The sequence below is a fragment of the Acidovorax sp. LjRoot118 genome, from assembly GCF_964253575.1.
Taxonomy (GTDB): Bacteria; Pseudomonadota; Gammaproteobacteria; order Burkholderiales; family Burkholderiaceae_C; genus Acidovorax.
Map to the genome: position 1 here is coordinate 2,332,608 of NZ_CAXURB020000001.1, position 25,047 is coordinate 2,357,654.

The 25,047-nt window shown below is 67.2% G+C and carries 24 protein-coding genes; 8 read left to right on the plus strand and 16 right to left on the minus strand.

The window, feature by feature from the left end; translation table 11 throughout:
• Nucleotides 1-69: 69 nt before the first annotated feature.
• The 4 genes from ACSQ9E_RS11015 to ACSQ9E_RS11030 all read right to left on the minus strand — a co-directional run bounded on the left by ACSQ9E_RS11015 (nucleotide 70) and on the right by ACSQ9E_RS11030 (nucleotide 3,327).
• On the minus strand, nucleotides 70-477 hold the full coding sequence (locus ACSQ9E_RS11015; RefSeq protein ID WP_436217783.1) for a cupin domain-containing protein: 408 nt from the start codon (nucleotides 475-477) through the stop codon (nucleotides 70-72).
• Nucleotides 478-494: 17 nt separating this feature from the next.
• Nucleotides 495-1,535 carry a phytanoyl-CoA dioxygenase family protein gene (locus ACSQ9E_RS11020; protein ID WP_082604225.1) on the minus strand — a complete coding sequence of 347 codons (1,041 nt, stop codon included), beginning with the start codon at nucleotides 1,533-1,535 and terminating at the stop codon, nucleotides 495-497.
• 93 nt (nucleotides 1,536-1,628) lie between these two features.
• Entirely contained in the window at nucleotides 1,629-2,621 is a 993-nt protein-coding gene (locus ACSQ9E_RS11025; protein WP_436217784.1) for a tripartite tricarboxylate transporter substrate-binding protein, read from the minus strand.
• A gap of 25 nt (nucleotides 2,622-2,646) precedes the next feature.
• Complete coding sequence (locus ACSQ9E_RS11030; RefSeq protein WP_436217785.1) at nucleotides 2,647-3,327, minus strand: DJ-1/PfpI family protein; 681 nt, start codon at nucleotides 3,325-3,327, stop codon at nucleotides 2,647-2,649.
• A gap of 105 nt (nucleotides 3,328-3,432) precedes the next feature.
• On the opposite strand from ACSQ9E_RS11030, the gene ACSQ9E_RS11035 reads away from it, so the two are divergent.
• The gene (locus ACSQ9E_RS11035; protein WP_057267718.1) at nucleotides 3,433-4,449 is read left to right on the plus strand and encodes a GlxA family transcriptional regulator; all 1,017 of its coding nucleotides are present in this window, start codon (nucleotides 3,433-3,435) and stop codon (nucleotides 4,447-4,449) included.
• A 28-nt stretch (nucleotides 4,450-4,477) separates the two neighbouring features.
• Here ACSQ9E_RS11035 and ACSQ9E_RS11040 read toward each other — a convergent pair whose 3' ends face one another.
• The 4 genes from ACSQ9E_RS11040 to ACSQ9E_RS11055 form a co-directional block, all read right to left on the minus strand.
• Nucleotides 4,478-5,236, minus strand: coding sequence for a DUF2628 domain-containing protein (locus tag ACSQ9E_RS11040; protein ID WP_200961127.1), 759 nt, complete (start codon nucleotides 5,234-5,236; stop codon nucleotides 4,478-4,480).
• A 340-nt stretch (nucleotides 5,237-5,576) separates the two neighbouring features.
• Nucleotides 5,577-5,780, minus strand: coding sequence for a YjfB family protein (locus tag ACSQ9E_RS11045; RefSeq protein ID WP_057203132.1), 204 nt, complete (start codon nucleotides 5,778-5,780; stop codon nucleotides 5,577-5,579).
• A 96-nt stretch (nucleotides 5,781-5,876) separates the two neighbouring features.
• Complete coding sequence (locus ACSQ9E_RS11050) at nucleotides 5,877-7,292, minus strand: dihydrolipoyl dehydrogenase (RefSeq protein ID WP_057267717.1); 1,416 nt, start codon at nucleotides 7,290-7,292, stop codon at nucleotides 5,877-5,879.
• An 83-nt stretch (nucleotides 7,293-7,375) separates the two neighbouring features.
• Nucleotides 7,376-7,969 (minus strand): IMPACT family protein, encoded by a 594-nt coding sequence (locus ACSQ9E_RS11055; RefSeq protein WP_057203130.1) that lies wholly within the window; start codon nucleotides 7,967-7,969, stop codon nucleotides 7,376-7,378.
• A 296-nt stretch (nucleotides 7,970-8,265) separates the two neighbouring features.
• Here ACSQ9E_RS11055 and ACSQ9E_RS11060 point away from each other — a divergent pair, with 296 nt between their 5' ends.
• Nucleotides 8,266-8,472, plus strand: a complete 207-nt coding sequence (locus ACSQ9E_RS11060) for a hypothetical protein (protein ID WP_057203129.1) — start codon at nucleotides 8,266-8,268, stop codon at nucleotides 8,470-8,472.
• Between the two features lie 29 nt (nucleotides 8,473-8,501).
• Here ACSQ9E_RS11060 and ACSQ9E_RS11065 read toward each other — a convergent pair whose 3' ends face one another.
• Nucleotides 8,502-9,032, minus strand: coding sequence for a GNAT family N-acetyltransferase (locus ACSQ9E_RS11065; protein WP_436217786.1), 531 nt, complete (start codon nucleotides 9,030-9,032; stop codon nucleotides 8,502-8,504).
• Nucleotides 9,029-9,973, minus strand: a complete 945-nt coding sequence (locus tag ACSQ9E_RS11070) for a bifunctional helix-turn-helix transcriptional regulator/GNAT family N-acetyltransferase (protein WP_436217787.1) — start codon at nucleotides 9,971-9,973, stop codon at nucleotides 9,029-9,031. Before ACSQ9E_RS11070 ends, ACSQ9E_RS11065 begins: the two co-directional genes overlap by 4 nt.
• 171 nt (nucleotides 9,974-10,144) lie before the next feature.
• On the opposite strand from ACSQ9E_RS11070, the gene ACSQ9E_RS11075 reads away from it, so the two are divergent.
• From ACSQ9E_RS11075 to ACSQ9E_RS11085, 3 genes are read left to right on the plus strand one after another with little or no spacing between them, the layout of a single operon-like run.
• Nucleotides 10,145-12,532 carry a YgiQ family radical SAM protein gene (locus tag ACSQ9E_RS11075; protein WP_057267708.1) on the plus strand — a complete coding sequence of 796 codons (2,388 nt, stop codon included), beginning with the start codon at nucleotides 10,145-10,147 and terminating at the stop codon, nucleotides 12,530-12,532.
• A gap of 13 nt (nucleotides 12,533-12,545) precedes the next feature.
• Nucleotides 12,546-13,316 (plus strand): helix-turn-helix transcriptional regulator, encoded by a 771-nt coding sequence (locus tag ACSQ9E_RS11080; RefSeq protein WP_436217788.1) that lies wholly within the window; start codon nucleotides 12,546-12,548, stop codon nucleotides 13,314-13,316.
• A 56-nt stretch (nucleotides 13,317-13,372) separates the two neighbouring features.
• Nucleotides 13,373-14,332 carry a DMT family transporter gene (locus ACSQ9E_RS11085; protein WP_436217789.1) on the plus strand — a complete coding sequence of 320 codons (960 nt, stop codon included), beginning with the start codon at nucleotides 13,373-13,375 and terminating at the stop codon, nucleotides 14,330-14,332.
• Here the strand turns inward: ACSQ9E_RS11085 and ACSQ9E_RS11090 are convergent.
• The 4 genes from ACSQ9E_RS11090 to ACSQ9E_RS11105 form a co-directional block, all read right to left on the minus strand.
• The gene (locus ACSQ9E_RS11090) at nucleotides 14,281-16,698 is read right to left on the minus strand and encodes an EAL domain-containing protein (RefSeq protein ID WP_436217790.1); all 2,418 of its coding nucleotides are present in this window, start codon (nucleotides 16,696-16,698) and stop codon (nucleotides 14,281-14,283) included. The genes ACSQ9E_RS11085 and ACSQ9E_RS11090 overlap by 52 nt on opposite strands.
• A gap of 293 nt (nucleotides 16,699-16,991) precedes the next feature.
• A complete protein-coding gene (locus ACSQ9E_RS11095; RefSeq protein ID WP_057203123.1) occupies nucleotides 16,992-17,456 on the minus strand; it encodes a hypothetical protein in 465 nt (154 codons plus the stop codon).
• 110 nt (nucleotides 17,457-17,566) lie between these two features.
• A complete protein-coding gene (locus tag ACSQ9E_RS11100; RefSeq protein ID WP_057203122.1) occupies nucleotides 17,567-18,259 on the minus strand; it encodes a DUF1294 domain-containing protein in 693 nt (230 codons plus the stop codon).
• 12 nt (nucleotides 18,260-18,271) lie between these two features.
• Nucleotides 18,272-19,165 carry a CoA transferase gene (locus tag ACSQ9E_RS11105; RefSeq protein WP_436217791.1) on the minus strand — a complete coding sequence of 298 codons (894 nt, stop codon included), beginning with the start codon at nucleotides 19,163-19,165 and terminating at the stop codon, nucleotides 18,272-18,274.
• Nucleotides 19,166-19,297: 132 nt separating this feature from the next.
• Between ACSQ9E_RS11105 and ygiD the strand changes: the two genes are divergently transcribed.
• Nucleotides 19,298-20,200 (plus strand): 4,5-DOPA dioxygenase extradiol, encoded by a 903-nt coding sequence (ygiD, locus tag ACSQ9E_RS11110; RefSeq protein WP_436220209.1) that lies wholly within the window; start codon nucleotides 19,298-19,300, stop codon nucleotides 20,198-20,200.
• On the opposite strand, the gene ACSQ9E_RS11115 is transcribed toward ygiD, so the two are convergent.
• Together ACSQ9E_RS11115 and ACSQ9E_RS11120 are read right to left on the minus strand one after the other, a co-directional pair.
• Entirely contained in the window at nucleotides 20,169-20,777 is a 609-nt protein-coding gene (locus ACSQ9E_RS11115; RefSeq protein ID WP_369819468.1) for a nucleotidyltransferase family protein, read from the minus strand. The genes ygiD and ACSQ9E_RS11115 overlap by 32 nt on opposite strands.
• Before the next feature lies 1 nt (nucleotide 20,778).
• Nucleotides 20,779-21,975 carry an amino acid aminotransferase gene (locus ACSQ9E_RS11120; RefSeq protein ID WP_057203119.1) on the minus strand — a complete coding sequence of 399 codons (1,197 nt, stop codon included), beginning with the start codon at nucleotides 21,973-21,975 and terminating at the stop codon, nucleotides 20,779-20,781.
• Nucleotides 21,976-22,080: 105 nt separating this feature from the next.
• Between ACSQ9E_RS11120 and uvrB the strand changes: the two genes are divergently transcribed.
• Both uvrB and iscR read left to right on the plus strand, forming a co-directional pair.
• Entirely contained in the window at nucleotides 22,081-24,171 is a 2,091-nt protein-coding gene (gene uvrB / locus ACSQ9E_RS11125; RefSeq protein WP_436178556.1) for an excinuclease ABC subunit UvrB, read from the plus strand.
• A 288-nt stretch (nucleotides 24,172-24,459) separates the two neighbouring features.
• A complete protein-coding gene (gene iscR, locus ACSQ9E_RS11130) occupies nucleotides 24,460-24,996 on the plus strand; it encodes a Fe-S cluster assembly transcriptional regulator IscR (protein WP_057203117.1) in 537 nt (178 codons plus the stop codon).
• Nucleotides 24,997-25,047: the final 51 nt, after the last annotated feature.

Genomic DNA, 25,047 nt, shown 5'->3' on the forward strand with positions numbered 1-25,047 from the left:
CCCATTGCACTCCCTCGCTTTGTTCCTGGTGCATGAAGTCTACCGGCGCGCGCTGGCGCCCTGGCGTTGTCAGGCGCCCACCGAATCGACCAGCTCGGTGGGGAACTCGCCCGGCATCACCACCTCCAGCATCTCCACGTCCTCGCTGTGCCCCAGCTCTCGGTGCCGTATGCCGGGCGGCTGGTACACGCAGGAGCCGGCCTCGAGCCGCACCACGCCCTGGCCCTCGTATTCGAACTCGATCCAGCCCTTGAGGATGTAGACGAGCTGGAAAGTGGTGCGGTGCAGGTGCGGCTGGCTCGAAAATTCGGCACCGCCCGCAGCGCGGATCACGTGGGCCACCACGCGGCCGTCGGTGGCGTCCTTGATGCCCAGGTCGCGGTACTCGAAGAACGAGCGCAGGCCGCGCGTGAAGGTGGCGTTGGTGGCGTGCGTGGCCACGAAGGTGGAGGCTGGATTGGCTGGGGTGGTGTCCATGGCGGGGTGTCTCCTTGTCAAAGCCAGGTGTCGTGGGTCGCCACCTCGGCGGGGAACATGTTGATGTACTGCACCAGGCGCGGCCGGGTTCCCCGGTTGGGGCTGGCACCGTGGGGCAGGGCCTGGTGCCAGATCACGAGATCGCCTGCGCCTGCGCCGACGGGCGTGGCACCCAGGGCCTGGAAGTCCTGGCGGCGCGGATCGGCGCCGGGTGGCAGGCGGGCCAGCCAGTCGCCCACCGTGCGGTGAAAGCCGGGCACCACGGTGAGTGCCCCCTGCTCGGGCGGTGTGTCGGTGAGGTACAGGATGCCCTGGGTGCAGAACGGGATGGGCTGGGCCAGGCTCACGTCCCAGTGCAGCCCTTGTGCACCGTAGGCATGGCCCGGGCGCTCGGGCACGTTGAAGCCGCAGCGGTCGGTGCTGCGCCACAGGTCGGCCGTGCCCCACAGCTGGGCAAAGGCCTTGTGGATGCGCAGGGAGCGGCGGTTCTTCTCGAAGGCCGGGTGCTGGAACAACTGCAGCATGATGTTGCGCGGTGCATGGGGGTACCAGGACTCCGGGTCGTCCGGCGTGGCGTTCACCGCGTCCCACACCACCTGCGCGGCGGCGGCGCTGTCGGCTGCGGGCACGGCCTGCCGCACGACCACGTAGCCATGGGTGTCCCAGTGCGCCAGATCGGCCGCGTCGAGCACGGGCGGCATGGCCTCTATCCGGGCGTGCAGTTCCCGCAGCGCATCGGGCGGCGGGCCACCGTCGACCAGGGCCTGGATGCGTGCCACGGTGGCGGCGTCGGGTGCACCCGCAGTGCGCACGATCCAGTCTTCGAAGTCGGCGAAGTCCGGTGCTTCGCGCAGCACGTGTTGCATGGTCTGCTCCAGCCCCACACCCAGTGCGGCCAGCACGATCTGGGTGCGATGTGCTTCCTGCATGCCCGAGCCCGCCTGGCCCTGGCGCGCGGCCATCCAGCTGGACCAGCAGCGCTTGAGGTAGGGCACCTGCAGCGCGCCGCGGTCATGGGGAGAGCAGAGGGTGTCGGCGGAGTGCGGTGCGGAGGACATGCAGGAGGCAAATAGCTGTGGGTGCTGGGGTTGTGCGGGCACTCCTTTGTAACAGCCTGGGCATGTCCGGCCAAGCAATGAATCCGGACCCGCTTACTGGGGTACGAACCCGCTTTGCGCGACCAGCGCTGCCAGCGCCCTGGATACCTGTGCCAGCCGCAGTGCTTGCTCGCCGGGCGTGCCTGCCGCCGGCGCCATGGCGTTGGCCTGCAGCTTGGCCACTACCTCGGGCAGGGCCACCACCTGGTTCAGCGCTGTGTTGTAGCGGGCCACGGTCGCTTCGTTCAGCCCGGCAGGGGCGTACAGGCCCAGGAAGTCGCTGGTTGCGTCCAGGCTGGGCAGGCCCGCCTGCGCGAACGAGGGTACACCCGGCAGCAAGGGCGTTGTGCGGCTGACCGCCACGATGCGCAGCCGACTCGCCTTCTGGTACTGCAGAAAATCCGAGATGCCCGACACGCCGGCCGCGATCTGCCCGGCCAGCAGGTCCGTCACCATGGGGGTGGCGCCCCGGTAGGCCACGGGCACGATGTCGGCCTTGAGCTGGCGCGCCACTTCGCCGGCAATGAACTCCGGTGCGCTGGCCGGGGCGGGCACGCCGATGCTGGCCTCGTTGCGGTGGGCGGCGAACCAGGTACCCAGTTCCGCCAGGTTCGCAGCCCCTGTCTTGGGGTGCATGGCCAGCGCCAGCTCGAAGTTGGCCACGGCGCCCAGGGGCCGGAAGTCGGTGGCGGGCGCAAAGCCCGGTGCCTTCATGGTCAGCGGCACCATGGCCACGGTGTGGGTGTTGCTCATGAAGATGACGGAGCCGTCTGCGGGCGCGGCCTTCAGGGCCTGGGCGGCAATCTGCCCGCCCGCGCCGGGCTTGTTGTCCACCAGCACGGGCTGGCCCAGTTGCACGGCGAGCTTTTCGGCCACGATGCGTGCCGTGGTATCCGCCGGGCCGCCCGGCGGGTAGCCGACGAGCATGCGGATGGGGCCGCTGTAGGTTTGCGCAGAGGCGCCGGTGGTGACGGCCAGCAGTGGGAGCGCCAGCAGTGCGGCTTGCAGGCAGCGACGGGTGGCGGAGAAGGGGCGTGGGTGGTTCATGGTGTCCTCCGTTCGGGGTGGGGATTCAGGCCGCAGTGGTCGCTGCGTGTCGGGCCGTGAGCAGCGCACGGCGCCGCTCGACGATGGGATGCAGCCGGGCCCGCGCGGCCTGCACCAGGGAGGCCGGCGCCTTGTGCGGCGAGCCGGTGTCAAAGGGCGGCTCTGGGTCGTACTCGGCAAACAGCTGGATGCCCTGGGCCACTTCGGTGCTGCTGGCCAGCGCAATCGCCTGCAGCGCGCAGTCGATGCCCGAGGTCATGCCGGCACCGGTGATGCGGTTGCGGTCCACCACCACCCGTTTGTCGACCGGCGTGGCGCCCACCAGCGAGAGCAGTTCGTGCGATCCCCAGTGGCAGGTGGCCCGGTAGCCTTGCAGCAGGCCGGCCGCGCCCAGCACCAGCGGGCCGGTGCAGATGCCCACGATCCATTGCGCTCCCTGGGCCTGGCGTGCGAGGAATGCCAGGGTCTCCCCATCGCTCAGCAGCGCCTCGATGCCCGGCCCGCCGGGGACGACCAGCATGTCCAACTGGCCACAGGTATCGAAGGACGCCGTGGGGCGGAATTCCCAGCCCAGTTCCGTGCGGACCGGGTCGGTGTGCTTCCACACCAGGTGCAATTGTGCGGCGGGTATGCGCACCAGAAGGTCGGCGGGTGCGACGTAGTCGATGGCCGTGATTTCCGGAAATACAAGCATGCCGATGTTCATGGGGGTTGGCTTTCGTGGGTGGGAGGGATGGCTCCACTGTAGGATCGGGCTGTTTGTCCGTCAGGACACAACAACCACGATTTCTGCCAACTCGCTTTGCCCCCAATGGCCCACCCCGCGCACCAGGTCTGGTTTCTTGTGTTCGATCAGTTCCAGCTGCTCGACGTGAGCGGGCCGCTGCAGGTGTTTGCCACGGCCAACGACGAGCTTCGGCTGGCGGGGCGGCCTGCGGTCTACGAGACCGCTGTCTATGGCCTCGAAGGTGGCGCGACCTGCAGCTCCAGCGGGGTCGAAGTGCTCGCGCGGCCCTTGCCCGAGCGGCTGGCCAGAACCGTGCAGACCCTGGTGGTGCCTGGAGGGCCCGGGGTGTTCCTGCCGGCGACCCCATCATGCAAAGCGGCAGACACGCCTGCGGCGGCAGCCCTGGCGCGGTGGATCCAGCAGGCGTCACCGCGCATCGAGCGGCTGGCATCGGTGTGCACCGGCGCTTTCGTGCTGGCGCACGCCGGCGTGCTCGATGGGGCGGGGGCGGTGACCCACTGGGCCGCCTGCGAGCAGCTGTCGTCCCGCTTTCCGGCAATTGCGGTGCAGCCCGATGCGATCTACTTCCGCCAGGGGCGGGTGTGGACTTCGGCCGGGGTCACGGCCGGCATCGACATGGCGCTGGGCATGGTCGAGGCCGACCTGGGCCGCGACATCGTGATGGCCGTTGCCAAGAAGCTGGTGGTGTTCTACAAGCGGCCCGGCGGGCAGTCGCAGTTCAGCAGTGCACTGCTGGAGCAGACGGCCGGCGACCAGCGCATCACCCGGCTGCACGCCTGGATTGCCGAGCACCTGCGCTCTGACATCAATGTGGCGCGCATGGCCGACCAGATGGGCATGACCCTGCGCACCTTTGCGCGCTTCTATACGACCCACACCGGCACCACGCCCGCCCATGCGGTCGAGCGCATCCGCCTGGAGAAGGCCTGCCGCCTGATCGAGGCGCACCGGCACAGCAACAAGGCGGTTGCGGTGCAGTGCGGCTTCAATTCGGAAGAGGTGATGCGGCGCGCATTCATGCGCCACCTGAACGTGTCACCCAAGGGCTACCGCGAGCGGTTTGCGGCGGCTGGCGCCTGACGGGCGCAACCCGGGCCGCTGCCGGGTGTCACTCCCACCAGGTGATGACCGCCTTGGCGGCTGCCATGGACTTGTAGCGGGTTTCAGCACCGTGCTCATCCTTGACCACGACGGAGCCGTCCTGGTGCAGGCGGTACGTCCACTGTGTGCCTGCGAGTTTGCCCTCTTCGACGACCGTCTCGCTCAGCAGGGCGGACTGGCGGGCAGCTTCCTCCTGCTGCCGGGCTTCATTCTGTTGTTGTGCCGCGCGCTGGCTGTGTTCGGCCGCGATTCCTTTTTCGATGCCATCGACGTAGGCAATGGCATCCTCCACGGTGCCAAAGAGCTTTTCGTTGGCGACGAATTTATCGAGCGTGGTGTTCTTCTCGATGTTGTATTTCTTGACCAGGAACAGCTTGTAGGCGTCGTTGTCCACGGACATCTCGCCCATGAATCGATTGGTTGCCTGGCTGGGGGACGCTGCGGGCACATCAGGCTGGTACCTGGACGAATCCAGCTTTAGCTCTGCAATGGCTGCGTTCACGCGTTCTGGCATGTCATTGAAGGTGTAGCCTTTTTCCAGCAGCTTCTTGGTGTAGAAGCCGTTGTAGATGAAGGCCCAGATGATGCACATCGGGAGCCAGCTCAAGCCTGCCGTCATGGCGGCGAAGATGACGGCAACGGCGAAATATCCGATGAACGTGAGGTAGTCCGCTCGAAACAAGGCGGGGAACGGACCGAAGAAAAAAGTGGTCCATGAAAACCCATGGAATCCCGTCTTGGTGATTCCGGTGGAGTTGTTGATCATCTTGACTGCCTCAGCCATTTTTCGCCTTTCAAGTGGATATGGAATGCACTGCATCGCGCACAGCCGTTGGTGGCCAGTGCGGCACCTCCCGCCAACTGCCTTGCCACCGTGCGGTACATGGAATGCGCATTGCAGTGACAGGCAGGGCTACTCTTCATTCACCAGTCTACCTACATCTTGTAACGATGCCGGTGGCCGTTGCGCACGAGGGGCTTCTGTGCCGCCATGGCAGGGAGGCCGCCACCCGCAGGGCCAGGCAAAGGCACAAAAAAATGCCGCCTCTAGGGGCGGCTTGGGAGGGGCTTACCTTGGAGAAAAAGGGAAGATTCCGGTCCAGTGGTCAGGCAAAGGTGTTGACCTGGGTGCCCAGCGAGCCCGAGGTGGCCAGCGGTGGCTGGGGCAGGGCCTGCAGCAGCGTGGCGGCCGAAGTGGCCTGGATGTCCAGCGCCTTCTTCAGCACGGTGATGTTGATGGCGTCCGAAGTCTCGCGGCTGGCCAGGGCCGTGGCGGTGTTGACGATGCTGTTGGTGAGTGCGACATCCATGCGGGTTCTCCGAAACTTGTCTGTCTTATCGGCATTCTGCGCCTGAAATGAAGGGCGGTTGCGCACTGTTACATCCTGGGGCGCCGTGCGGCCCCTTCATTCCAGCGCGGCAACCCCGATGGGCGTGCAGGCCGCCAGGTCCGATGCACTGGCGTCGGGCAGATGGCGGGCGGCATTGCGCAGGGCCGTGCGCAGGCCTTCTTCCAGCACCGGGTGGTAGATGGGCATGCCCAGCAACTGGTGCACCGTAAGCTTTTGCTGCACGGCCAGCGCCAGCAGGTGGGCCAGGTGCTCGCCGCCGGGGGCGCACATCTCGGCGCCCAGCAGCCGGGCGCTGCCCTTGTCCGCATACACGCACAAGCGCCCCTGGTTGCGCAGGGCGGCGCGGGCCCGGCCCTGGCTGTCGAAGTCCACGGCGCCCACCACGGTGTGTGCCGGATCCAGTTGGGAAAAGGGCACGCCGACCACCGCCACATTGGGGTCGCAGAACACGATGGCCAAGGGCACACGGCGCACGAAGCGCGTGGGCTCGGCCGCCAGGGCATTCATGCCGGCGATATGGCCTTCGTCGGCGCCCTCGTGCAGCAGTGCGGCATCGTCGTTGGCATCGCCCGCCAGGAACACGCGCAGCTTGCCGATCTGCTGGGTCTGTCGATCAACGTGGGGCATGCCTTTTTCATCCAGCGGTTCGCCCAGGGTCTCAAGCCCCAGGTGCTCGATGTTGGGCGTGCGGCCCATGGCTGCGATGACGTGGTCGACCACCACGCGGTTGGCGCCGCTGCTGACCTCGATGCCACCGGGCACCTCGCGCAGCTCGGCCTTGGCATGGGTGTGCAGCACCATTTCCTTTTTCAGCAGTGCCGCCAGTTCGGCATTCAGGGTCGGGTCGCTCAGGCCGCCCAGCGTGTGGCCGCTGGTGAAGGCCGCTACCTCCAGGCCCAGGCGCGCCAGGGCCTGCGACAGCTCCACGCCGATGGCGCCCATGCCGATTACCGCCACGCGCGGGCCCAGGGTCTGCTGCTCGAACAGGGTGTCGGTGGTCAGGATGCGGTCGCCAAGGGCCAGCCACTCCTCGGGCACCACGGGCCTTGAGCCGGTGGCGATGATGATGCTGTCGGCGTGGTAGCGCACGCCGCCTACGTCCACCGTGTGCGCATCCAGCAACACGGCGCGGCCCGAGAGGCTGGCGCCGCCCAGGTCGTCGGTGGCCTGCATCGCGCCGGCCACGAAATCGTCGCGCAGCGCCCGCACGCGCTGCAGCACGGCGGGGAGGTCGGCCGTAAGGCCATCTGCGCCCCGGATGCCGAATTCGCCGAAGGCGTGGCGCCGGTGGAAGGCGTTGGCCGCCTCGATCAGGGTCTTGGACGGCATGCAGCCCACGCGGGCGCAGGTGGTGCCCCAGGGCCCGTCATTGACGATCAGGTAGCGCTCGGTGCGCTTGCGCACCTCGCGCAGGGCGGCCAGGCCGGCCGTGCCTGCGCCGATGATGATGGTGTCGAGCGGCTGGCCCATGGATCGCGTCTCCCGAGGTGCATTGGAGCCGGTAGTTTGAAGGGCGTGGCACCCTGGGCTTGTAGGCGGGTTGCCCAATGTGTTCAGGCGGCGGTATCGGTCCAGCCCACCCGGCCCTGGCCTTGGTCATTGACGCGCAGCACGAAGGCGTCGGCCTGCGCTTGCGGCAACCGCATCTGCAGGGTGACCAGCGAGCCGTGCTGCACGTCGATCAGCTCGGCACCGGCGGCCTCCACCTCCCGGCGCAGCAGGCCTTCCAGCGCATAGGGCACCATGCACTGCAGCGTGGCCATGCGCTGCAAAATGATTTTGGGCGCCGTGAGCAAGGCCTGGGCGATGGTGTCGGTGTAGGCCCGCACCAGCCCGCCCGCGCCCAGTTTCACCCCGCCGAAATAGCGCACCACGGTGGCCTGCACGCCCTCCAGGTCCTGGTGGCGCAGCACGTCCAGCATGGGCCGGCCGGCCGTGCCGCCGGGCTCGCCATCGTCCACGGCGGCCGACTGCCCGCCCGCGAGCAGCGCCCAGCAGACATGTGCGGCGCCCGGGTGTTGCTTCCACAGCGCGTCCACGGCGGCCTGCGCACTGGCGCGGTCGGCCATAGGCTGCACGCAGCCGATGAAGCGGCTCTTCTTGATGATGAGCTCACTGTGGGCGGGGGCTGCAAGGGTCTGTGGCATGGGGCGCAGAGCATAAGGCACAGCGGATTGCGTTTTTGTGCGTTGCCCACGCCACTCGGCGGCAGGGTCTGTACACCGGCATCCCCCAGATGGGTGTGGTGCAAATGCCTCACCTGCGGCGCTGGAGGTGGCAGTTATGTGACGCCTGTCACAGCCGCGCGCCCGCTGGTCGGGCTCGGGCCTGTAAGTGTGCGTTCTGTCACAAGCGCAGACGCGGTGCGTTCCTACACTTGACCCCATAGCCGATAACTATTCTCGGCAAACAACAAGCAAGCAAACGTACCCAAGGACCCGCCATGTTCGCACTGCCATTGACCGCCTCCCTCCCCAGCACCCTGGCCAGCCACGTGTTCGGCCGCTTCGCTGCATCTTCCACGCCACGCATGGCCGTGCAGTCTCCTGCCGCTGCCGCCAGCGCCCTGCGGGCCGATGCGGCGACCGATTTCGAGGACGAGGAAGAGTTCGACCTGGCCCAGCGCGTGCGTGAAGTGGGTGAGTGGTAAGAACTATCGGCGCATGGGGCGGCGGCTGCTTATGCGGCCGTGCTGTCGACCGGGCGTGACATGAGCACGCTGGTGTAGTTGGTGAGCGGCCTCCAGTCGCATTCGCCGACCACTCGGTAGCCCCAGGATTCGTACATCGCAATCAATGCATGGGCCGGTTGGGCGGTGTCCAGTGCCAGGGTGGCGGCCCCGGCATTGCGCGCCCTCTGCACCAGCTCCGCGTGCAGCAACTTCCCCAGGCCGTGGCCCTTGAAGCGGGGCGCCACGCAGAACTGCGTGATGGACCAGACAGTGCTGTCGCGGTACAGCGCCACCTTCGACTCCGGCTGCGGCGCTCGCAGCGCGGCCGTGGCCGCATAGTCCCCTTCGATTTCCATGACCAGTGCCAGGCCCGAGGCCAGGCGCTTGGCCGTGTCCTCCACTGTCTGGTGGGTGGCCCAGTAGCGCAGGCCCTTGGCGGCATGCGGTGCGTAGGCCGAGTGGATGAGCGCCGTCAGCCGCTCCAGGTCGTCGTGCGGGGTGAGCAGGCGCAGGGTGGGTGTTGAAGAGGGGCGGGTCATAGCTTGAGCGACCAGGTTTCTCCCACCAATTGTTGCCCGAAGTCCTCGTACGGCTCCGACTTGTCGAGGGTGAAACCCCGTTTGGCATAGATCGAACGTGCGGTAATGAGACAACTATTGGTCCACAGCACCATTTTTTTGTAACCCTTGGCACGCGCAAAGGCGATGCATTCGTCCGTCAAACGAGCGCCCAGGCCCAGGCCGCGGGCCTTGGGCGAGAGGATCAGCATGCGCAGCTTGGCCGTGGTGGCCGACTTGCGCACCAAAAAGATGGCGCCCACGCGCTCGCCGTCGAGCTCGGCGATCCAGCATTTTTCCCACCCGGGCTGAAACTTGCGCACGAACTGCGCCGCGATGTCGGCCACCAGGGCCTCGAAGCGCATGTCCCAGCCGTATTCGCGGGCGTAGATTTCGCCGTGCTGCTGCACCACCCAGCCAATGTCGCCCGGCGCCAGGTCGCGCAGCACGGCCACCTTTGCAGGGCCCCCGGTGGCTGCGGCGGGCTCCAGCAATGCCTCGATGCGCTCCATGGCCTGCACCAGTTCCGCCTGGCGGGGGGCAGGCAGGGGGGACAGCAGGGCGGCCGCCTCGTCGCGCGAGCGCTGCTGGAGCGGGGCAAAGGCGGCGTGCCCGGCCGGCGTCAGGGTGAGTTCGCTCTGGCGCGCATCCTTGGCGCTCGGCGTGCGGCTGATCCAGCCCGCACCCTCGAAGCGCCGCAGGATGCGGCTCAGGTAGCCGCCGTCCAGCCCCAGTTCGCGGGCCAGGTCGCTGGCCACCAGGGCGTCGCGGTGGGCCAGTTCATAGAGCACGCGCACGTCGGTCAGCGATAGCTCGCTGCCCAGGTAGGGGTCGAGTACGCCAATGCGACGCGTGAAGAAACGGTTGAAACGCCGGACGGCCTTGACTGCGTCAGCGGGGACTTCGGGGGGGCTGTTTCTCATGGTTGATTGCCTCTGTCATTCAATTGATTGACTTTGGCAAGTATATCCGTTGCATGCATGGCCGGACGAGGGGTAGGACAAAGCGATGCAAGGCGACAAAAAGGGCCCGCCAACGTAAAATCGCGGGTTATCCATAGCGGCCTCGCCCATTCGAGGTCTCGCACCCCCCACATGAACGCCCCTGTCGACGTCTCCTTTTTCGCGCGCGCAGCCAAGCCGCTGACCAGCTATCGCCCCTATTGGGCGAAGCGCTTCGGCACGGCCAAGTTCCTGCCGATGAGCCGCGCCGAGATGGAGCAACTGGGCTGGGACAGCTGCGACATCATCCTGGTGACGGGTGACGCCTATGTGGACCACCCGAGCTTCGGCATGGCCGTGATCGGCCGCACGCTGGAGGCCCAGGGCTTTCGCGTGGGCATCATCGCCCAGCCCGACTGGCAGAGCGCCGACCCGTTCAAGGCACTGGGCAAGCCCAACCTGTTCTGGGGCGTGACGGCGGGGAACATGGATTCCATGATCAACCGCTACACGGCGGACCGCAAGATCCGCAGCGATGACGCCTACACCCCGGGCGACATCGGCGGCAAGCGCCCCGACCGTGCGGCCATCGTCTACAGCCAGCGCTGCCGCGAAGCCTACAAGGACGTGCCCATCATCTTGGGCGGCATCGAAGGCAGCCTGCGCCGCATTGCCCACTATGACTACTGGAGCGACAAGGTGCGCCGCTCGGTCGTGGTCGATGCCAAGTGCGACCTGCTGCTGTACGGCAATGCCGAACGCGCCCTGGTCGAGGTGGCGCACCGCCTGGCCGCGCGCGAGCCCGTGGAGCAGATCACCGACGTGCGCGGCACGGCCTTCGTGCGCCGGCCTGACGACGAGACCGGCAAGGGCTGGTTCGAGATCGACTCCACCAGCGTGGACGAGCCGGGCCGGGTCGAGGCGCACATCAACCCCTACATGACGACCAGCGAGCAGGCCGCCGCCCAGGGCAGCACCTGCAGCAAGGAAGATGGCACGCTGGATGCCGAGGCCGGCGCAGCCGCTGCGGCCGAGCCCAATCCCGCCATCCGGCCCATGCTGTTCGTGGCCAACCCGGCGCTCAAGGCCAAGCTCAAGGTGCCGCCGCGCGACCGCAGCGTGATCCGCCTGCCCAGCTTCGAGCAGGTCAAGAGCGACCCGGTGCTGTATGCCCATGCCAACCGCGTGCTGCATCTGGAGACCAATCCCGGCAATGCGCGGGCCCTGGTACAGGCGCACGGTGAGGGCGTAACCGCCCGCGACGTGTGGATCAACCCGCCGCCCATCCCGCTGACCACGGCCGAGATGGACTACGTGTTCGACCTGACCTACGCGCGCGGCCCGCACCCGAGCTACGCCGACGAGAACGGCAGCCACGAAGGCACGACCAAGATCCCGGCGTGGGAGATGATCCGCTTTTCGGTCAACATCATGCGCGGCTGCTTCGGCGGCTGCACCTTCTGCTCGATCACCGAGCACGAGGGCCGCATCATCCAGAGCCGTTCCGAGGACTCCATCATCCAGGAGATCGAGGACATCCGCGACAAGGTGAGCGGCTTCACCGGCACCATTTCGGACCTGGGTGGCCCCACGGCCAACATGTACCGCCTGGGCTGCAAGAGCCCCGAGATCGAGGCCGCCTGCCGCAAGCCCAGCTGCGTGTACCCGGGCATCTGCTCCAACCTGGGCACCAACCACGACCCGCTGATCAAGATCTACCGCCGCGGCCGTGCGCTCAAGGGCATCAAGAAGATCCTGATCGGCTCGGGCCTGCGCTACGACCTGGCCGTGAAGAGCCCCGAGTACGTCAAGGAGCTGGTGCAGCACCACGTGGGCGGCTACCTCAAGATCGCGCCCGAGCACACCGAGCAGGGCCCGCTCACCAAGATGATGAAGCCGGGCATCGGCAGCTATGACAAGTTCAAGCAGATGTTCGAGAAGTTCAGCGAAGAGGCGGGCAAGAAGCAGTTCCTGATCCCGTACTTCATCGCTGCGCACCCGGGCACCAGCGACGAGGACATGATGAACCTCGCCATCTGGCTCAAGAAGAACGGGTTTCGCGCGGACCAGGTGCAGACCTTCTACCCGAGTCCGATGGCCACGGCCACGGCCATGTACCACAGCAACAAGAACCCGCTGCGCAAGATCACGCGCGACAGTGAGGGTGTGGACATCGTGCGCGGTGACAAGCGCCGCCGCCTGCACAAGGCCTTTTTGCGCTACCACGACCCGAACAACTGGCCGCTGTTGCGCGACGCGCTCAAGGCCATGGGCCGCGCCGACCTGATCGGCAACGGCAAGCACCACCTGATCCCGACCTTCCAGCCGCTGACCGATGGGGGCTACCAGAGCGCACGGCGCAAGAACTCCACCCCGGGTGGAGCCAAGGCCGCCACGCCTGGCGTGGCATCCAAGCCGTCGCAGGGCGTGGCGCTCAAGTCCACGCAGCCGCAAAAGGGCCGCATGCTCACCCAGCACACCGGCCTGCCACCGCGCGTGACCGGCTCGGCCAAGCCCTCGGCCGGCCGCAAGGGCCGCTAGCCACGGCCCTCCCATGCCGCAAGAGCGCATCCTCTACGCCGACACCGCTGCGTGGCGGGTGGAGCGGGTGGTCAAGCCGGCGGGCGCGGCCCATGCCGGCAACCCCGTCTACCAGGTGGCTACGCCACGTTGGGTCTTCCCGGTGTGTGGCGTGTCCGAGTTCCACATGCAGGGGTGGCAGGTGCTGCTTGACGGGCTGACCGTGGTGGCCCTGCCCACCGGGCTGCCGTACCAGATCCGCGAATGGCAGGCCGCGCCGCGCAGCCACATGGTGGTCAGCATGCAGCCGGGCTGCGCATCGGCCGGCAGTCCAGAGAGTGCACTTGCATGGACGCTGCCACCCCGGGCCCTGTGGCAGCTGCGCCTGCATTGGCGTGCGCTGGCGCAGGGGCGAGAGCAGGCCACCGGGCCCGTGTTTGGGCAAGGGATGTTGTGCGACAGCGGCATGGCCCATGCGGCGGTGGCGCGCGCACGGCGCTTCATGGCCACGCGCACGGCGGCGGCAGACGGCCTGGGCTGGTCGCTGCACGACGTGGCCGATGCGGCTTGCTGCTCTTACTTCCATCTCGCTCGCCTGTTCCGCGCCCACACCGGCCTGGGCCTGCATACCTACCGCGAGCAGTTGCGGCTGGCCGCGGCGCTGCAGCGCCTGGACGAGGGGGAGGGCGACCTCGCGGCCCTGGCGCACGATCTGGGCTACAGCAGCCAGAGCCACTTGGGCACTGCGTTCCGCCGCGCAGTCGGCGTGACGCCGGCGCAGGCCCGGCAGGCACTGCAGGGCTGATGATCTCCGCAGGATTCTGATATCCGCAGCGGGGGTGCTGCGCCCAGACTGCGGGCATGCCAGTCTTCGCCTTCTCGTTTCGCCGCTTGTGTTCCTCGATTCCGTCGCCCTGGGTCGGCTGGCTGGCGGCTCTGGCTGCCGCGCTCGTCGGCAGTGGCTGGCAGCTTGCCTCGCGCCACGGCGTCACCACCACGCTGGGGCCTGTCGAGCTGGCCGTGCTGCGCTATGCCATTCCTGCGCTGGTCCTGGCGCCGCTGTGGCTGCGGCGCAGCGGGTGGCCGGCAGGCCTGTCGTACAGGCGCTGTGCGCTGCTGGTGTTGTGCGGCGGCCTGCCGTTCGGGCTGGTGGTGCTGGCCGGCGCGCAGTGGGCGCCTGCGGCGCACATGGGCATCTTCGTGGCGGGCAGCCTGCCGGTGTTCACTGCGCTGGGTGGCTGGCTGGTGTCCGGGGAGCGGCCGGCGCCTTCGCGCCTACTGGGCTTGGCGCTGATCGTGGCGGGCATGGCGGCCTTCGGGGCCGCCGGCTGGCGCACGGTGGAGGGTGCCTGGCGCGGCGACCTGTTGTTCCTGCTGGCGGCGCTGCTGTGGGCGGTGTACACGCTGGCGTTCCGCAGCAGCGGCCTCACGCCATGGCAGGGCGCGGCCGTCGTGAATCTGGGCTCGGCCCTGCTGTTGCTGCCCGTGCTGCTGGTAGCGGGCGCCCCGCGCCTGCTCTCGGCACCCTGGAGCGATGTGGCCTGGCAGGCGCTGGGGCAGGGCGTGGCGGCCGGGCTGCTGGGCCTGGTGGTCTACAGCGTGGCGATTGCACGGCTGGGCCCGGCGCGGGCTGCCCTGTCGGCGGCGCTGGTGCCGCTGCTCACGGCCGCGGGTGGCGCCTGCCTGCTGGGCGAGCCGGTCTCGGGTGCCTTGCTGGCTGCCGTGCTGCTGGTGGTGCCTGGCGTGGCCCTGGGTAGCGGGGCTCTGGCTCAACCCTTGCGCAGGCAGTCGGCCAGCGGGACGGGCCGCGAGAGCGCATAGCCCTGCGCATGGTCCACGCCGATGGCGCGAAGCGCGTCGACGATGTCCATCGACTCGGCAAACTCGGCGATGGTCTCTTTGCCCATGACATGGCCGATGTGGTTGATCATCTCCACCATGGCCCGGTTGGTCGGGTCGTCCAGCAGGTCGCGCACGAAGCTGCCGTCGATCTTGAGGTAGTCCACCGGCAGGTGCTTGAGGTAGGTGAAGGAGGACATGCCCACGCCGAAATCATCGAGCGCAAAGCGGCAGCCCAGTTGCTGCAGGTCCTTCATCAGCCGCACCGCGCTGGGCAGGTGGGAAATGGCGCTGGTCTCGGTGATCTCGAAGCACAGCCGGTGCGCATCCACCCCCGACTGCTCGATTTCGGTGTGGATGTACTTGAGCAGGCTCTCGTCGCCCAGGCTGGTACCCGAGAGGTTGATGGCGCAGGTGTGCACCTGGGGGCCACCCGTGGCCTGGTGCTGCGCCAGCAGGGCGAGCGTGTGCCTTACCACCCAGCGGTCGATGGCGGGCATCATGCCGTAGTGCTCTGCTGCGGGGATGAAGCAGCCTGGAGATACGAGCTCTTCATGGTTTTCGGCAAGGCGCAGCAGCACCTCCAGGTGCAGGCCCGTGCTGGCACCCTGTAGGGCCGTGATGGTCTGCGCATACAGCCGAAAGCGGTCGTGCTCCAGCGCCAGGCGCAGGCGCCGCACCCAGTCCATGTCGCCTTCACGGCGGCTCATCTCGATGTCTTCCGTCTGGTAGATGAAGACCTGGTTGCGCCCGCCCTCCTTGGCGCGGTAGCAGGCCATGTCGGCCACGCGCATGGCCTCCTGGATGGTGCTGAGCGCGGGGATCAGCTGCACCATGCCGATGCTCAGGCCGGTGCTCAACTGCCGCCCCTCCCACGGCACGCGCAGTTCGTGCCCGGCCTGGCGCAGTTGCTCTGCAATGCGTGCCGACGGGCGGGGCGGGCAGTCCTTGAGCAGGATGCCGAACTCGTCCCCGCCCAGCCGCGCCAACGTGTCGCCCTCGCGCAGGTGGCTTTGCAGCATGCGGCAGACCCCGCGCAGCATCTCGTCGCCAGCCTGGTGGCCGCAGGTGTCGTTGATGAGCTTGAACTGGTCCAGGTCCACGTAGAGCAGGGCGCCTTCGCGCCCCATGGCACGCGGCTGGGCGAGCAGGGCCTCCAGCCGGCGCTCGAACTCGCGCCGGTTCACCAGGCCCGTGAGTGCATCGTGGCTGGCCTGCCAGGACAGCTGCTCCACATAGTGCTGTTCGCGCGTCACGTCGTGCAGCACCAGCACCACCCCGCGAGGCTGGGCCTGGTGGTGGATGGGCGAGCCCACCAGTTTGATGGGCACCAGGCTTTGGTCGGGCCGCACCACGGTCGGCGTGAAGCCATCGCGGTGCGTGGGTCCGCCGCGCAGCACCCGCTCCACCAACTGGTCGGCGCCCAGCGGGCCCGTGCCGTCATTGAGCTGCAGCACCTGGGCCAGGGGGCGACCGGTGGCCTCCTGCGCCGCCATGCCCACCAGGGCCTCGGCGGCGGGATTGAGGTACAGCACCCTGCCATGCAGATCGGTGGTCACTACGGCATCGCCAATGGCTGCCAGCGTGACATGCGCCTGCTCGCGCTCCGCGTCGAGTGCCAGCTCCGCACGCTGTCGCTGGGCCAGCAGCGCCCTGGTGTGCCAGGTGGTCAGCAGAATCAGCACGGCGGCCATGCCCATGTTGGCCCAGAGCAGCCATTGCACGATGCGCCGGGAGCTGTCTCCCAGTGATGTACTGAAAGCGCGGGCGGCCGGCGTGGCGCCCGCATTGATGGCACGGATGCTGGCCTGCCAGCCGCGGCGCGTGGCAGCGTCCACCAGCCCTGCGGCATGGCCCTGCCGAATCTCTTCGGCCAGCAGCTGCAGGCTGGCAATGTGCTGGTCTCCGACCAGCCAGTGGGCCAGCGGCTGCTGCATGATCTCGAAGTGGTGGAACCAGCGCAGCAGCCAGATCAGGCTGTCGATGTCATCGGGGTGGTTCTCGCCGCGGGCGAATCCCTCGCGTGCGGCGTTCAGGTCGATGGGGTGTGATTCCAGCAGGGCCAGCCGGGCCGCCTTGTCGCCCAGGGGGGCCTCGACGGCCTTGCGGTACTGCGCGTAGGCGTCTGGGGAGCCGGTAGCGGCGTAGCGGTCCAGGTAGTAGATGGCGTCCTTTTGCCCCTTGGTCCAGAGGCTCTCGCCGGCCACGAAGGCCCGCACGGCGGACAGCACATACAGGCTACCCGAGGCGCAAGCGGCAAGCAAAAGCACCATCAGCAGGAAAGGCCAGGTGATCCGCAGCGTCGAACGCAGCGGTCCCTGGCCTGGTGGCTCGCGCGCGTTGGTCATGCACGGCGGCTGCTGTTGCGCTTCAGGGCCCTGCGGCCCGGTGCGCCTGGAGCAGGCTTGTGTGGCTGGACAATCCCATACCGGTTCCTCCCATGCGGTGGGCTACATCTGCTCCCCAGGCCACCGAGCCGGTGGGTGAGCGAGCGTGCGAGCCTTGGCCGCGCAAGACCACTATATCGGCAACCGGTCGGCTTGGCACCAAATCCTTGGCTGCAGGCACTGCGGCCGCAGATGTGGAAAAACCCGCGTGCCTTGCGGAGCGCGGGTTCGGGGTGGGGTGGCCGGGGGAGGGATCAGCTCGTCGCTGCGTGCGTCCCTACCACCACAGACTGGGTCTTCTCGTCCGGCACCGGCGGCGTGACCAGGTCTTCGATGATGAAGGTGCGGTAGTAGAAGGCCGTGGCAGCGCCTTCGGGAGCGATGGCCGCGACCACCGTATCGGGTTCGTCCTTGCTGTCCATCTGGATCAGCAGGCCGTGGTGGCCGGTGCCTGCCAGGTCGGCAATGCGGCGCACCATGTCGCCTTCGGCGCCTACGGAGGGCAGGGGCGCATCGGCAGTGCCCAGTGTGCGCACGATGTCGGCCATGATGGCCTCGGGGCTGGCATAGGCCAGTTCGCCCTTGTGGCCGGCAGCTTCGAGTGCCGTCGCCGCCTGGCGCACGCAGTCCTCGTCGGGGAACAGGGCGAACACATGCCCTGTGGGATAGAACACGCCGCCCATATTGGTCATGGTGGAGTCAAGAATCATTGGCTTCATGGCCGTCTCCTTTGGAGGGGTGGATACTTCTTCCATTGGAGCCGTTGGCAATGTCGCCGTGTGTAGTCCCAGGGACAATTTACCTGTCATCACACATTGGGGCTGTTCCTTCAGCCGATCCAGCGCATCACCCAGGCCGCAAGGCCTGCGCAGTGCAGCACCACCGTTGCCCAGTAAACGACCCGGAACTCGGCCTTGCTCGACTTGTGTCGCAGTGTCTGCTGCGCCACCCAGGCGCCGGGCCATCCGCCCGCCAGTGCCAGCAGGTGCAGGTTCTTCTCTGGCACGCGCCACTGGCCTCTTTGCGCGGCGCCCTTGTCCATGGCGTAGACGACATAGGTCAGCAGATTGACTGCGGCGGCAGCGCCCAGCAGCCACAGGGGCAGCCGTGCGCTCCAGACGCCCCAAGCAAGCAGGGCGACCCACAGCACCATCAGGAGCAGCGCAGGCCCGGTGGATGCCGCGCTGCCCGCGTGGTTTGTGCGCATACGCTGCGGACGGCGGGGTGCGGGCGCTGGTGCCTTGCTCGGCTGGCGTGCCTGCGGTGCCTTCGGCGCGGTGCCCTTGCCGCGTGCCGTGGTGCCGGCCGCCGCCTGCGTGCCCACGGGCTGCACCGCCATGGCCCGGGGGCCTTTGCCGCCGACGTGGATCTCTTCGTACACCACGGCCTGGCCTTCGCGCGGTGCGCCGCCGCCGCGGAAGTCGCGCACGTGGAAGAACACATCCGCATCGGTGTCCGGGCTGCGGATGAAGCCAAAGGCGCGCTCGGCGTTCCAGCGCGCCACCGTTCCCTGCTTTTGCATTGGATGACTCCGTCAGGCCAAGGTGTGCAGTGGGATGTCCTGCGCCTGCGCCAGCGCATCAAGCTGCGCACGGGTCTGCGTACTCAGGAAACCGGCCACGGCCTCGTGGGTGGCGGGGGCACGCAGCATCTGGGCATCACCCGTGGCGGGCAGGCCGGCGGCTGCGCACAGGCTGGCGGCAAAGTGCGGTTCCAGCGCGGCCACGGCCACGCGGCCGTCGGCGCAGGGGTAGATGCGGTAGCCGGCGTGGTTGCCGCCCACGTCGCCGCCGGGCGTGGTCAGGCCCCAGTCGCGCGGCTGGGCCAGCCACGCGGCGGCGTCGGCCAGCGCGACTTCGATGCACACGCCGGCGCCGGTGTGGGCGCGCTCCAGCAGGGCCTGCAGCACGGCCTCGCTGGCCATCAGCGATCCGCCCATGTCGGCGTACAGGGTGGGCGGCATCTCGGTGCCGGTGACCAGGCCGGCATCGGCCAGGTAGGTGAGGTCGTGGCCGGGCTCCTCGGCCCGCTCGGCGGCGGTGCCGACGATGCGCACCAGTGACAGGCGCGGGTATTTGGCCTGCAGCGCCTCCCAGCCCAGGCCCAGCTTGGCCAGGGCCGAGGGGCGAAACGAGGTGATCAGCACGTCGGTGCGCGCCAGTTCCTCGTGCAGCGTGGCCTGGCCCTCGGCGGTCTTGAGGTGCGCGTGCAGCACCCGCACGCCCTGGTGCAGCGTGGCATAGGCCGCCGGGCTGTAGATGCCCATCGGGTCGGCGCTTGGGTAGCCGGCCACCGGTGGCGGTTCGAGCTTGGTGCATTCGGCCCCCATGCGTGCGCAGCGCATCAGCGCGGCGGGGCCGGGCAGGTTCAGGGCAAGGCTCAGGACGCGGGTGTTGCGCAGGGGCTGGGGCAGGGTGGTGGTGGTCATGTCTCTTTATGGGAATGGAAGGGCGGCGATGCGCAGGCACCCGATGGCCGGAACTTTGGCCAGGCCGAGCGCTCACTCCCTGCGTTATACAAAATTTGTTACCTTCTCCCATTCATGCACCGCCGAACCTCTTTGGCCGCCCTCGCAGGGTTGGCTGCTTTTCCGGGAGTTACCGTGACCTCGCTCAGCAGTGCCGCCGCCTTGCCCGCGTTGCAATCCCTCAAGCCGTCGCCGCGCATGCCGGTGCTGTTCGTGGGCCATGGCAGCCCGATGAACGCCATCGAGGACAACGCCTGGCGCCGTGCCTGGGAGGCGCTGGGCACGGAGCTGATGGCGCGCGCGGTGCAACCCCAGCTCATCCTGTGCATCTCCGCCCACTGGCTTACGCAGGGTGGCTGGCAGCTCACGGGCATGGCCAGCCCCAAGACCATCCACGACTTCGGCGGCTTTCCGCAGGCGCTGTTCGACCAGCAGTACCCCGCGCCGGGCGCACCGGCCGTGGCGCGCAGCCTGGCCCGAGAGCTGAAATCACCGGCCACCGGCGCGGCGCTGGGGGTGGACGAGGGCGACTGGGGCCTGGACCATGGCACCTGGTCGGTGCTCAAGCCCATGTTCCCCAAGGCGCAGATCCCCTTGCTGCAGCTGAGCATGGACTACAGCCGTGCCCCGGCCGAACACTATGCGCTCGGCCGGCAGCTGGCGGCGCTGCGCGAGCGCGGCGTGCTCATCGTGGGCAGCGGCAACGTGGTACACAACCTGCGCGTGACGCGCCGGGGCACGGCGGCCAACGAGGCCTACGACTGGGCGCAGGAGTTCGATGTCGTGGTGCAGGACCAGATCAAGAAGGGCCAACTCGGTGCGCTGGCGGACTTTCTGAAGCTGGGCCCCGTGGCGAAGCAGGCGCACCCCACCCACGAGCACTACCTGCCGCTGCTGTATGCAGCCGGAGCGGTGCAATCGACCGAAATGCCGCGTTTCTTCAACACCGGCTTCCAGTCGGCGTCTATATCGATGCGCTCGGTGCTGTGGGGGTGAATTCCCGCACGATCTGCAACCAAGGCCAGCGCTGCTGATAGCTCGCGGCCTTGGCGTCGAACAGTGGCAGGTGCAGGCAGGCAGGGTTGGGCCGCAGGATGCCCGCGTACAGCTCATCGAGTCCGTAAGGCGCATGCAGTACCGGGCCTGAAGGCGTCGGTTGCAATCCCACGCAGGTGCAGGGCACCAGAAAGCGGCCAATGCCCTCGCGCGCCGAGGTGAGGGCGGTGTAGGGGTAGCCGAACCAGCCCTCGTACCACAGGTGCACGCGCGCCTGGTTCTTGGCTTCCACGGTGATGGGCAGGTCGGCGAACAGGGCTGCAGCACGCGCCTGCACGGCCTCTTCGGCGGCGGCCGACAGGTCGCCCGCGTCGAAGTAGAACAGGTCGTAGTCCTTGATGCGCGCCTCGGGCGTGTGGCCAGCGTGCAGGTTCCACACCGTCTGGAACAGGCAGCCCGCGACCAGCCAGGCATCGGGCAGGCCCAGCAGCGGCAAACGCCCCAGAATGGCCGCGTTGTGCGGGTTCTGGAGCGCCTGGCTCACGAAGCGGCGCCGCAGCGCCGCTTCATCATTCAACTCAGACAACCTTTGCGATGGATTGGCAGACGTAGTCGATGTTCTTGCTGTTCAGGGCGGCGACGCACATGCGGCCGGTGTCGGTGCCGTACACGCCGAACTCGGTGCGCAGGCGCACCATCTGGTCCTTGGAGAGGCCGGAGTAGCTGAACATGCCGATCTGGGTGGTGATGAAGGACATGTCCTGCTTCACGCCGGCGGCCTTCAGGCCGTCGACCAGCTTCTGGCGCATGGCCTTGATGCGCACGCGCATTTCGGCCAGTTCCTTCTCCCACAGGGCGCGCAGCTCGGGGTTGCCCAGCACGGCGGCCACCACGGCGCCGCCGTGGATGGGTGGGTTGGAGTAGTTCGTGCGGATCACGATCTTGAGCTGGCTCAGCACGCGGCTGGCTTCTTCCTTGTTGGCGCACAGCACCGACAGGCCGCCCACGCGCTCGCCGTACAGGCTGAAGCTCTTGCTGAACGAGGTGGAGACGAAGAAATTCAGGCCGGCGGCCACGAACTTGCCGATCACGGCGCCGTCTTCGGCGATGCCATGGCCAAAGCCCTGGTAGGCCATGTCCAGGAAGGGGGTGAGGTTCTTCGCCTTGACGGCGGCGATCACCTGGTCCCATTGGTCGGCGGTGATGTCGTAGCCGGTGGGGTTGTGGCAGCAGGCGTGCAGCACGACGATGGTGCCGGCCACGGCCGCGTTCAGGCTGGCCAGGAAGCCTTCGAAGTTCACGCCGCGCTTTTCGGCGTCGTAGTAGGCGTAGCTGTCGACTTCGAAGCCCGCGTTGGTGAACAGCGCGCGGTGGTTTTCCCAGCTCGGGTCGGAGATCAGCACCTTGGCGTTCGGGCTCACCTTCTTGAGGAAGTCAGCGCCGATCTTCAGGCCGCCGGTGCCGCCGATGGCCTGCACGGTGGCCACGCGGCCGGAGGTCACGGGCTCGCTGTCGGCGCCGAAGACCAGGCCCTTGACGGCATTGTCGTAGGCCACGATGCCGTCGATGGGCAGGTAGCCGCGGGCCGTGGGGGTCGACATCATGGTCTTTTCAGCGGCCTGCACGCATTGCAGCAGGGGCAGCTTGCCGTTGTCGTCGAAATACACGCCCACACCCAGATTGACCTTGTTGGGGTTGGTGTCGGCAGCAAATTGCTCGTTGAGGCCCAGGATGGGGTCGCGGGGTGCCATTTCGACGGCGGTGAACAGAGACATGAAAATCCTTGAAAGGTTGTCAGTAGCGAAGAATCCGGGCGTGGTGTAACGTGCCAGGTTCCGCCGATTTTAACGGCTAGCCCCCACCAACCGTTGACCTACCCCATGCTGGAAATATCAGAAGTCATACCGGATCAGCAAGACGGCGAGTTCGTGCGCTTCCCCGATTCGCCGTTCGAGCTGTTCCAACCGTACCCTCCTGCGGGCGACCAGCCCGAGGCCATCCAAAAGCTCGTCGAGGGGCTGAACGACGGCGAAGCCTTCCAGACCCTGCTCGGGGTGACCGGCTCGGGCAAGACCTTCACCATGGCCAACGTGATCGCCCGCATGGGTCGTCCGGCCATCGTGTTCGCGCCCAACAAGACCCTGGCGGCGCAGCTGTACAGCGAGTTCCGCGAGTTCTTTCCGAAGAACGCCGTGGAGTACTTCGTGAGCTATTACGACTACTACCAGCCCGAGGCCTATGTGCCCCAGCGCGACCTGTTCATCGAGAAGGACAGCGCGATCAACGAGCACATCGAGCAGATGCGCCTGTCATGCACCAAGAGCCTGATGGAGCGCACCGACGTGGTCATCGTCGCCACCGTGTCGGCCATCTACGGCATTGGCGAGCCCGAGAGCTACCACCGCATGGTGATGACCTTGCGCACCGGCGACAAGCTGGGCCAGCGCGACGTGATCGCCCAACTCATCCGCATGCAGTACCAGCGCAACGAGGCCGATTTCTCGCGCGGCAAGTTCCGCGTGCGCGGCGACACCATCGACGTCTTCCCGGCCGAGCACTCGGAGCTGGCCATCCGTATCGAGCTGTTCGACGACGAGATCGAGAGCCTGCAGCTGTTCGACCCGCTCACCGGCCGCGTCAAGCAGAAGATCCCGCGCTTCACGGTCTACCCCAGCAGCCACTATGTGACGCCGCGCGACAAGGTGCTGGCGGCTGTGGAGACCATCAAGATCGAGCTGGCCGAGCGCCTGAAACAGTTGCTGGACGACGGCAAGCTGGTGGAGGCCCAGCGCCTGGAGCAGCGCACCCGCTTCGATCTGGAGATGCTCAGCGAAGTAGGGCACTGCAAGGGCATCGAGAACTACACGCGCCACCTTTCGGGTGCCGCGCCGGGCGACCCGCCGAGCACGCTGACCGACTACATGCCCAAGAACGCGCTGATGTTCCTGGACGAGAGCCACCAGATGATCGGCCAGCTCAACGCCATGTACAGCGGCGACCGCTCGCGCAAGACCACGCTGGTCGAGTATGGCTTTCGCCTGCCGTCGGCGCTGGACAACCGGCCGCTGAAGTTCGAGGAGTTCGAGCAGCGCATGCGCCAGGTGGTGTTCGTCTCGGCCACGCCGGCCGACTACGAAAAAACCCATGCCGGCCAGGTGGTGGACCAGGTGGTGCGCCCCACGGGCCTGGTGGACCCTATTGTGGAGGTGCGCCCCGCCACCCACCAGGTGGATGATGTGCTGCAGGAGATCCGCATCCGCGCCGAGAAGCGCGAGCGCGTGCTCATCACCACGCTGACCAAGCGCATGGCCGAGCAGCTCACTGACTACCTCACGGACAACGGCGTCAAGGTGCGCTACCTGCACAGCGACGTGGACACGGTGGAGCGCGTGGAGATCATCCGCGACCTGCGCCTGGGCGCCTTCGATGTGCTGGTGGGCATCAACCTGCTGCGCGAAGGGCTCGATATCCCCGAGGTGTCGCTGGTGGCCATTCTGGACGCCGACAAGGAGGGCTTCCTGCGGGCCGAGCGCAGCCTGATCCAGACCATAGGCCGTGCGGCGCGCAACCTGAATGGCCACGCCATCCTGTATGCCGACCGCATCACCGACTCCATGAAAAAAGCCATGGGAGAGACGGAACGCCGGCGCATCAAACAGATCGCACACAATGAGGCCCACGGAATCACGCCGCGCAGCATTGTCAAGAGGGTAAGAGACCTGATTGACGGCGTCTATAGCGAGAAAGCGGGCAAGGATGCCGAGCGCCTGGAGCAGGAAACGATGCAGCGCGCCAAGGTGGAGGACATGTCCGAGAAGGATGTGGCGCGCGAGATCAAGCGGCTGGAGAAGGCCATGCTCGACCATGCGCGCAACCTCGAGTTCGAGCAGGCGGCCCGTGTGCGGGACCAGCTCACGCGCCTCAAGGACCAGGCCTTCGGTGCGCATGGCAATGATTCCGTGGCCTTGTGAAAGCGAGTTTGCACCCCGACATGAAGACGGGGAAGTGCATTCCTGGCGAATTGGGCGGTCCGTAAAAACGCGTATGGGGAAATAGTGACCCGCTGGTTTCTTATCCCGACTGATTCGATAGGGATTTGTGCTATACTCCTACAAACTACTCAAGAACAAAGCCCAGCGATGAAGGGCTCCGCAGCGGACAACGGTGCGGAGTAAGGGGCGGAGACGGTGTCGTTGCTGGCCAACAGTCAGCAGTCGGCAGTTTCTACAACGAACAAGCCTTAGCACAAGGAGCTTGCGATGCGTCTCACTACCAAAGGCCGTTTTGCGGTCACCGCCATGATTGACCTGGCCCTGCGCCAGAACAACGGACCCGTCACCCTGGCTGCCATCAGCCAGCGCCAGCAGATTTCGCTGTCCTACCTGGAACAGCTGTTCGGCAAGTTGCGCCGCCATGAACTGGTGGAATCCACCCGTGGCCCCGGCGGCGGCTACACCCTGGCCCGCAAGGCGGGCGACATCACGGTGGCCGACATCATCGTATCCGTGGACGAACCCATTGACGCCACCCAGTGCGGCGGCAAGGAAAACTGCCTGGGCGAAGCCGGCCGTTGCATGACGCACGAGCTGTGGGCCTCGCTGAACCAGCGCATGGTCGAGTTCCTCGACTCCGTCACGCTGCAAAAGCTGGTGGAAGAGCAACTGGCCAAGGGTGTGCAGATCGAAGACAAGCCGATCGTGCGCCGCGCCATCTCGACCACCCCGGTGGTCAAGCCGATCCGTGTGAATGCACCGAATTCGGTGTTCGCACTCGGCAACGTGTTCGCCAAGTCCTGACCTCCAGGTCGATCATGCCGGCCCTGGGGTCGGCACCGCCCTGAACGTTTT

Excerpts from the sequence above, each read along its gene's own strand:
- ACSQ9E_RS11015 (WP_436217783.1), bottom strand. The coding sequence starts at position 477 with ATGGACACCACCCCAGCCAATCCAGCCTCCACCTTCGTGGCCACGCAC.
- ACSQ9E_RS11020 (WP_082604225.1), bottom strand. The coding sequence starts at position 1,535 with ATGTCCTCCGCACCGCACTCCGCCGACACCCTCTGCTCTCCCCATGAC.
- ACSQ9E_RS11025 (WP_436217784.1), bottom strand. The coding sequence starts at position 2,621 with ATGAACCACCCACGCCCCTTCTCCGCCACCCGTCGCTGCCTGCAAGCC.
- ACSQ9E_RS11030 (WP_436217785.1), bottom strand. The coding sequence starts at position 3,327 with ATGAACATCGGCATGCTTGTATTTCCGGAAATCACGGCCATCGACTAC.
- ACSQ9E_RS11035 (WP_057267718.1), top strand. The coding sequence starts at position 3,433 with ATGGCCCACCCCGCGCACCAGGTCTGGTTTCTTGTGTTCGATCAGTTC.
- ACSQ9E_RS11040 (WP_200961127.1), bottom strand. The coding sequence starts at position 5,236 with ATGATCAACAACTCCACCGGAATCACCAAGACGGGATTCCATGGGTTT.
- ACSQ9E_RS11045 (WP_057203132.1), bottom strand. The coding sequence starts at position 5,780 with ATGGATGTCGCACTCACCAACAGCATCGTCAACACCGCCACGGCCCTG.
- ACSQ9E_RS11050 (WP_057267717.1), bottom strand. The coding sequence starts at position 7,292 with ATGGGCCAGCCGCTCGACACCATCATCATCGGCGCAGGCACGGCCGGC.
- ACSQ9E_RS11055 (WP_057203130.1), bottom strand. The coding sequence starts at position 7,969 with ATGCCACAGACCCTTGCAGCCCCCGCCCACAGTGAGCTCATCATCAAG.
- ACSQ9E_RS11060 (WP_057203129.1), top strand. The coding sequence starts at position 8,266 with ATGTTCGCACTGCCATTGACCGCCTCCCTCCCCAGCACCCTGGCCAGC.
- ACSQ9E_RS11065 (WP_436217786.1), bottom strand. The coding sequence starts at position 9,032 with ATGACCCGCCCCTCTTCAACACCCACCCTGCGCCTGCTCACCCCGCAC.
- ACSQ9E_RS11070 (WP_436217787.1), bottom strand. The coding sequence starts at position 9,973 with ATGAGAAACAGCCCCCCCGAAGTCCCCGCTGACGCAGTCAAGGCCGTC.
- ACSQ9E_RS11075 (WP_057267708.1), top strand. The coding sequence starts at position 10,145 with ATGAACGCCCCTGTCGACGTCTCCTTTTTCGCGCGCGCAGCCAAGCCG.
- ACSQ9E_RS11080 (WP_436217788.1), top strand. The coding sequence starts at position 12,546 with ATGCCGCAAGAGCGCATCCTCTACGCCGACACCGCTGCGTGGCGGGTG.
- ACSQ9E_RS11085 (WP_436217789.1), top strand. The coding sequence starts at position 13,373 with ATGCCAGTCTTCGCCTTCTCGTTTCGCCGCTTGTGTTCCTCGATTCCG.
- ACSQ9E_RS11090 (WP_436217790.1), bottom strand. The coding sequence starts at position 16,698 with ATGACCAACGCGCGCGAGCCACCAGGCCAGGGACCGCTGCGTTCGACG.
- ACSQ9E_RS11095 (WP_057203123.1), bottom strand. The coding sequence starts at position 17,456 with ATGAAGCCAATGATTCTTGACTCCACCATGACCAATATGGGCGGCGTG.
- ACSQ9E_RS11100 (WP_057203122.1), bottom strand. The coding sequence starts at position 18,259 with ATGCAAAAGCAGGGAACGGTGGCGCGCTGGAACGCCGAGCGCGCCTTT.
- ACSQ9E_RS11105 (WP_436217791.1), bottom strand. The coding sequence starts at position 19,165 with ATGACCACCACCACCCTGCCCCAGCCCCTGCGCAACACCCGCGTCCTG.
- ACSQ9E_RS11120 (WP_057203119.1), bottom strand. The coding sequence starts at position 21,975 with ATGTCTCTGTTCACCGCCGTCGAAATGGCACCCCGCGACCCCATCCTG.
- uvrB (WP_436178556.1), top strand. The coding sequence starts at position 22,081 with ATGCTGGAAATATCAGAAGTCATACCGGATCAGCAAGACGGCGAGTTC.
- iscR (WP_057203117.1), top strand. The coding sequence starts at position 24,460 with ATGCGTCTCACTACCAAAGGCCGTTTTGCGGTCACCGCCATGATTGAC.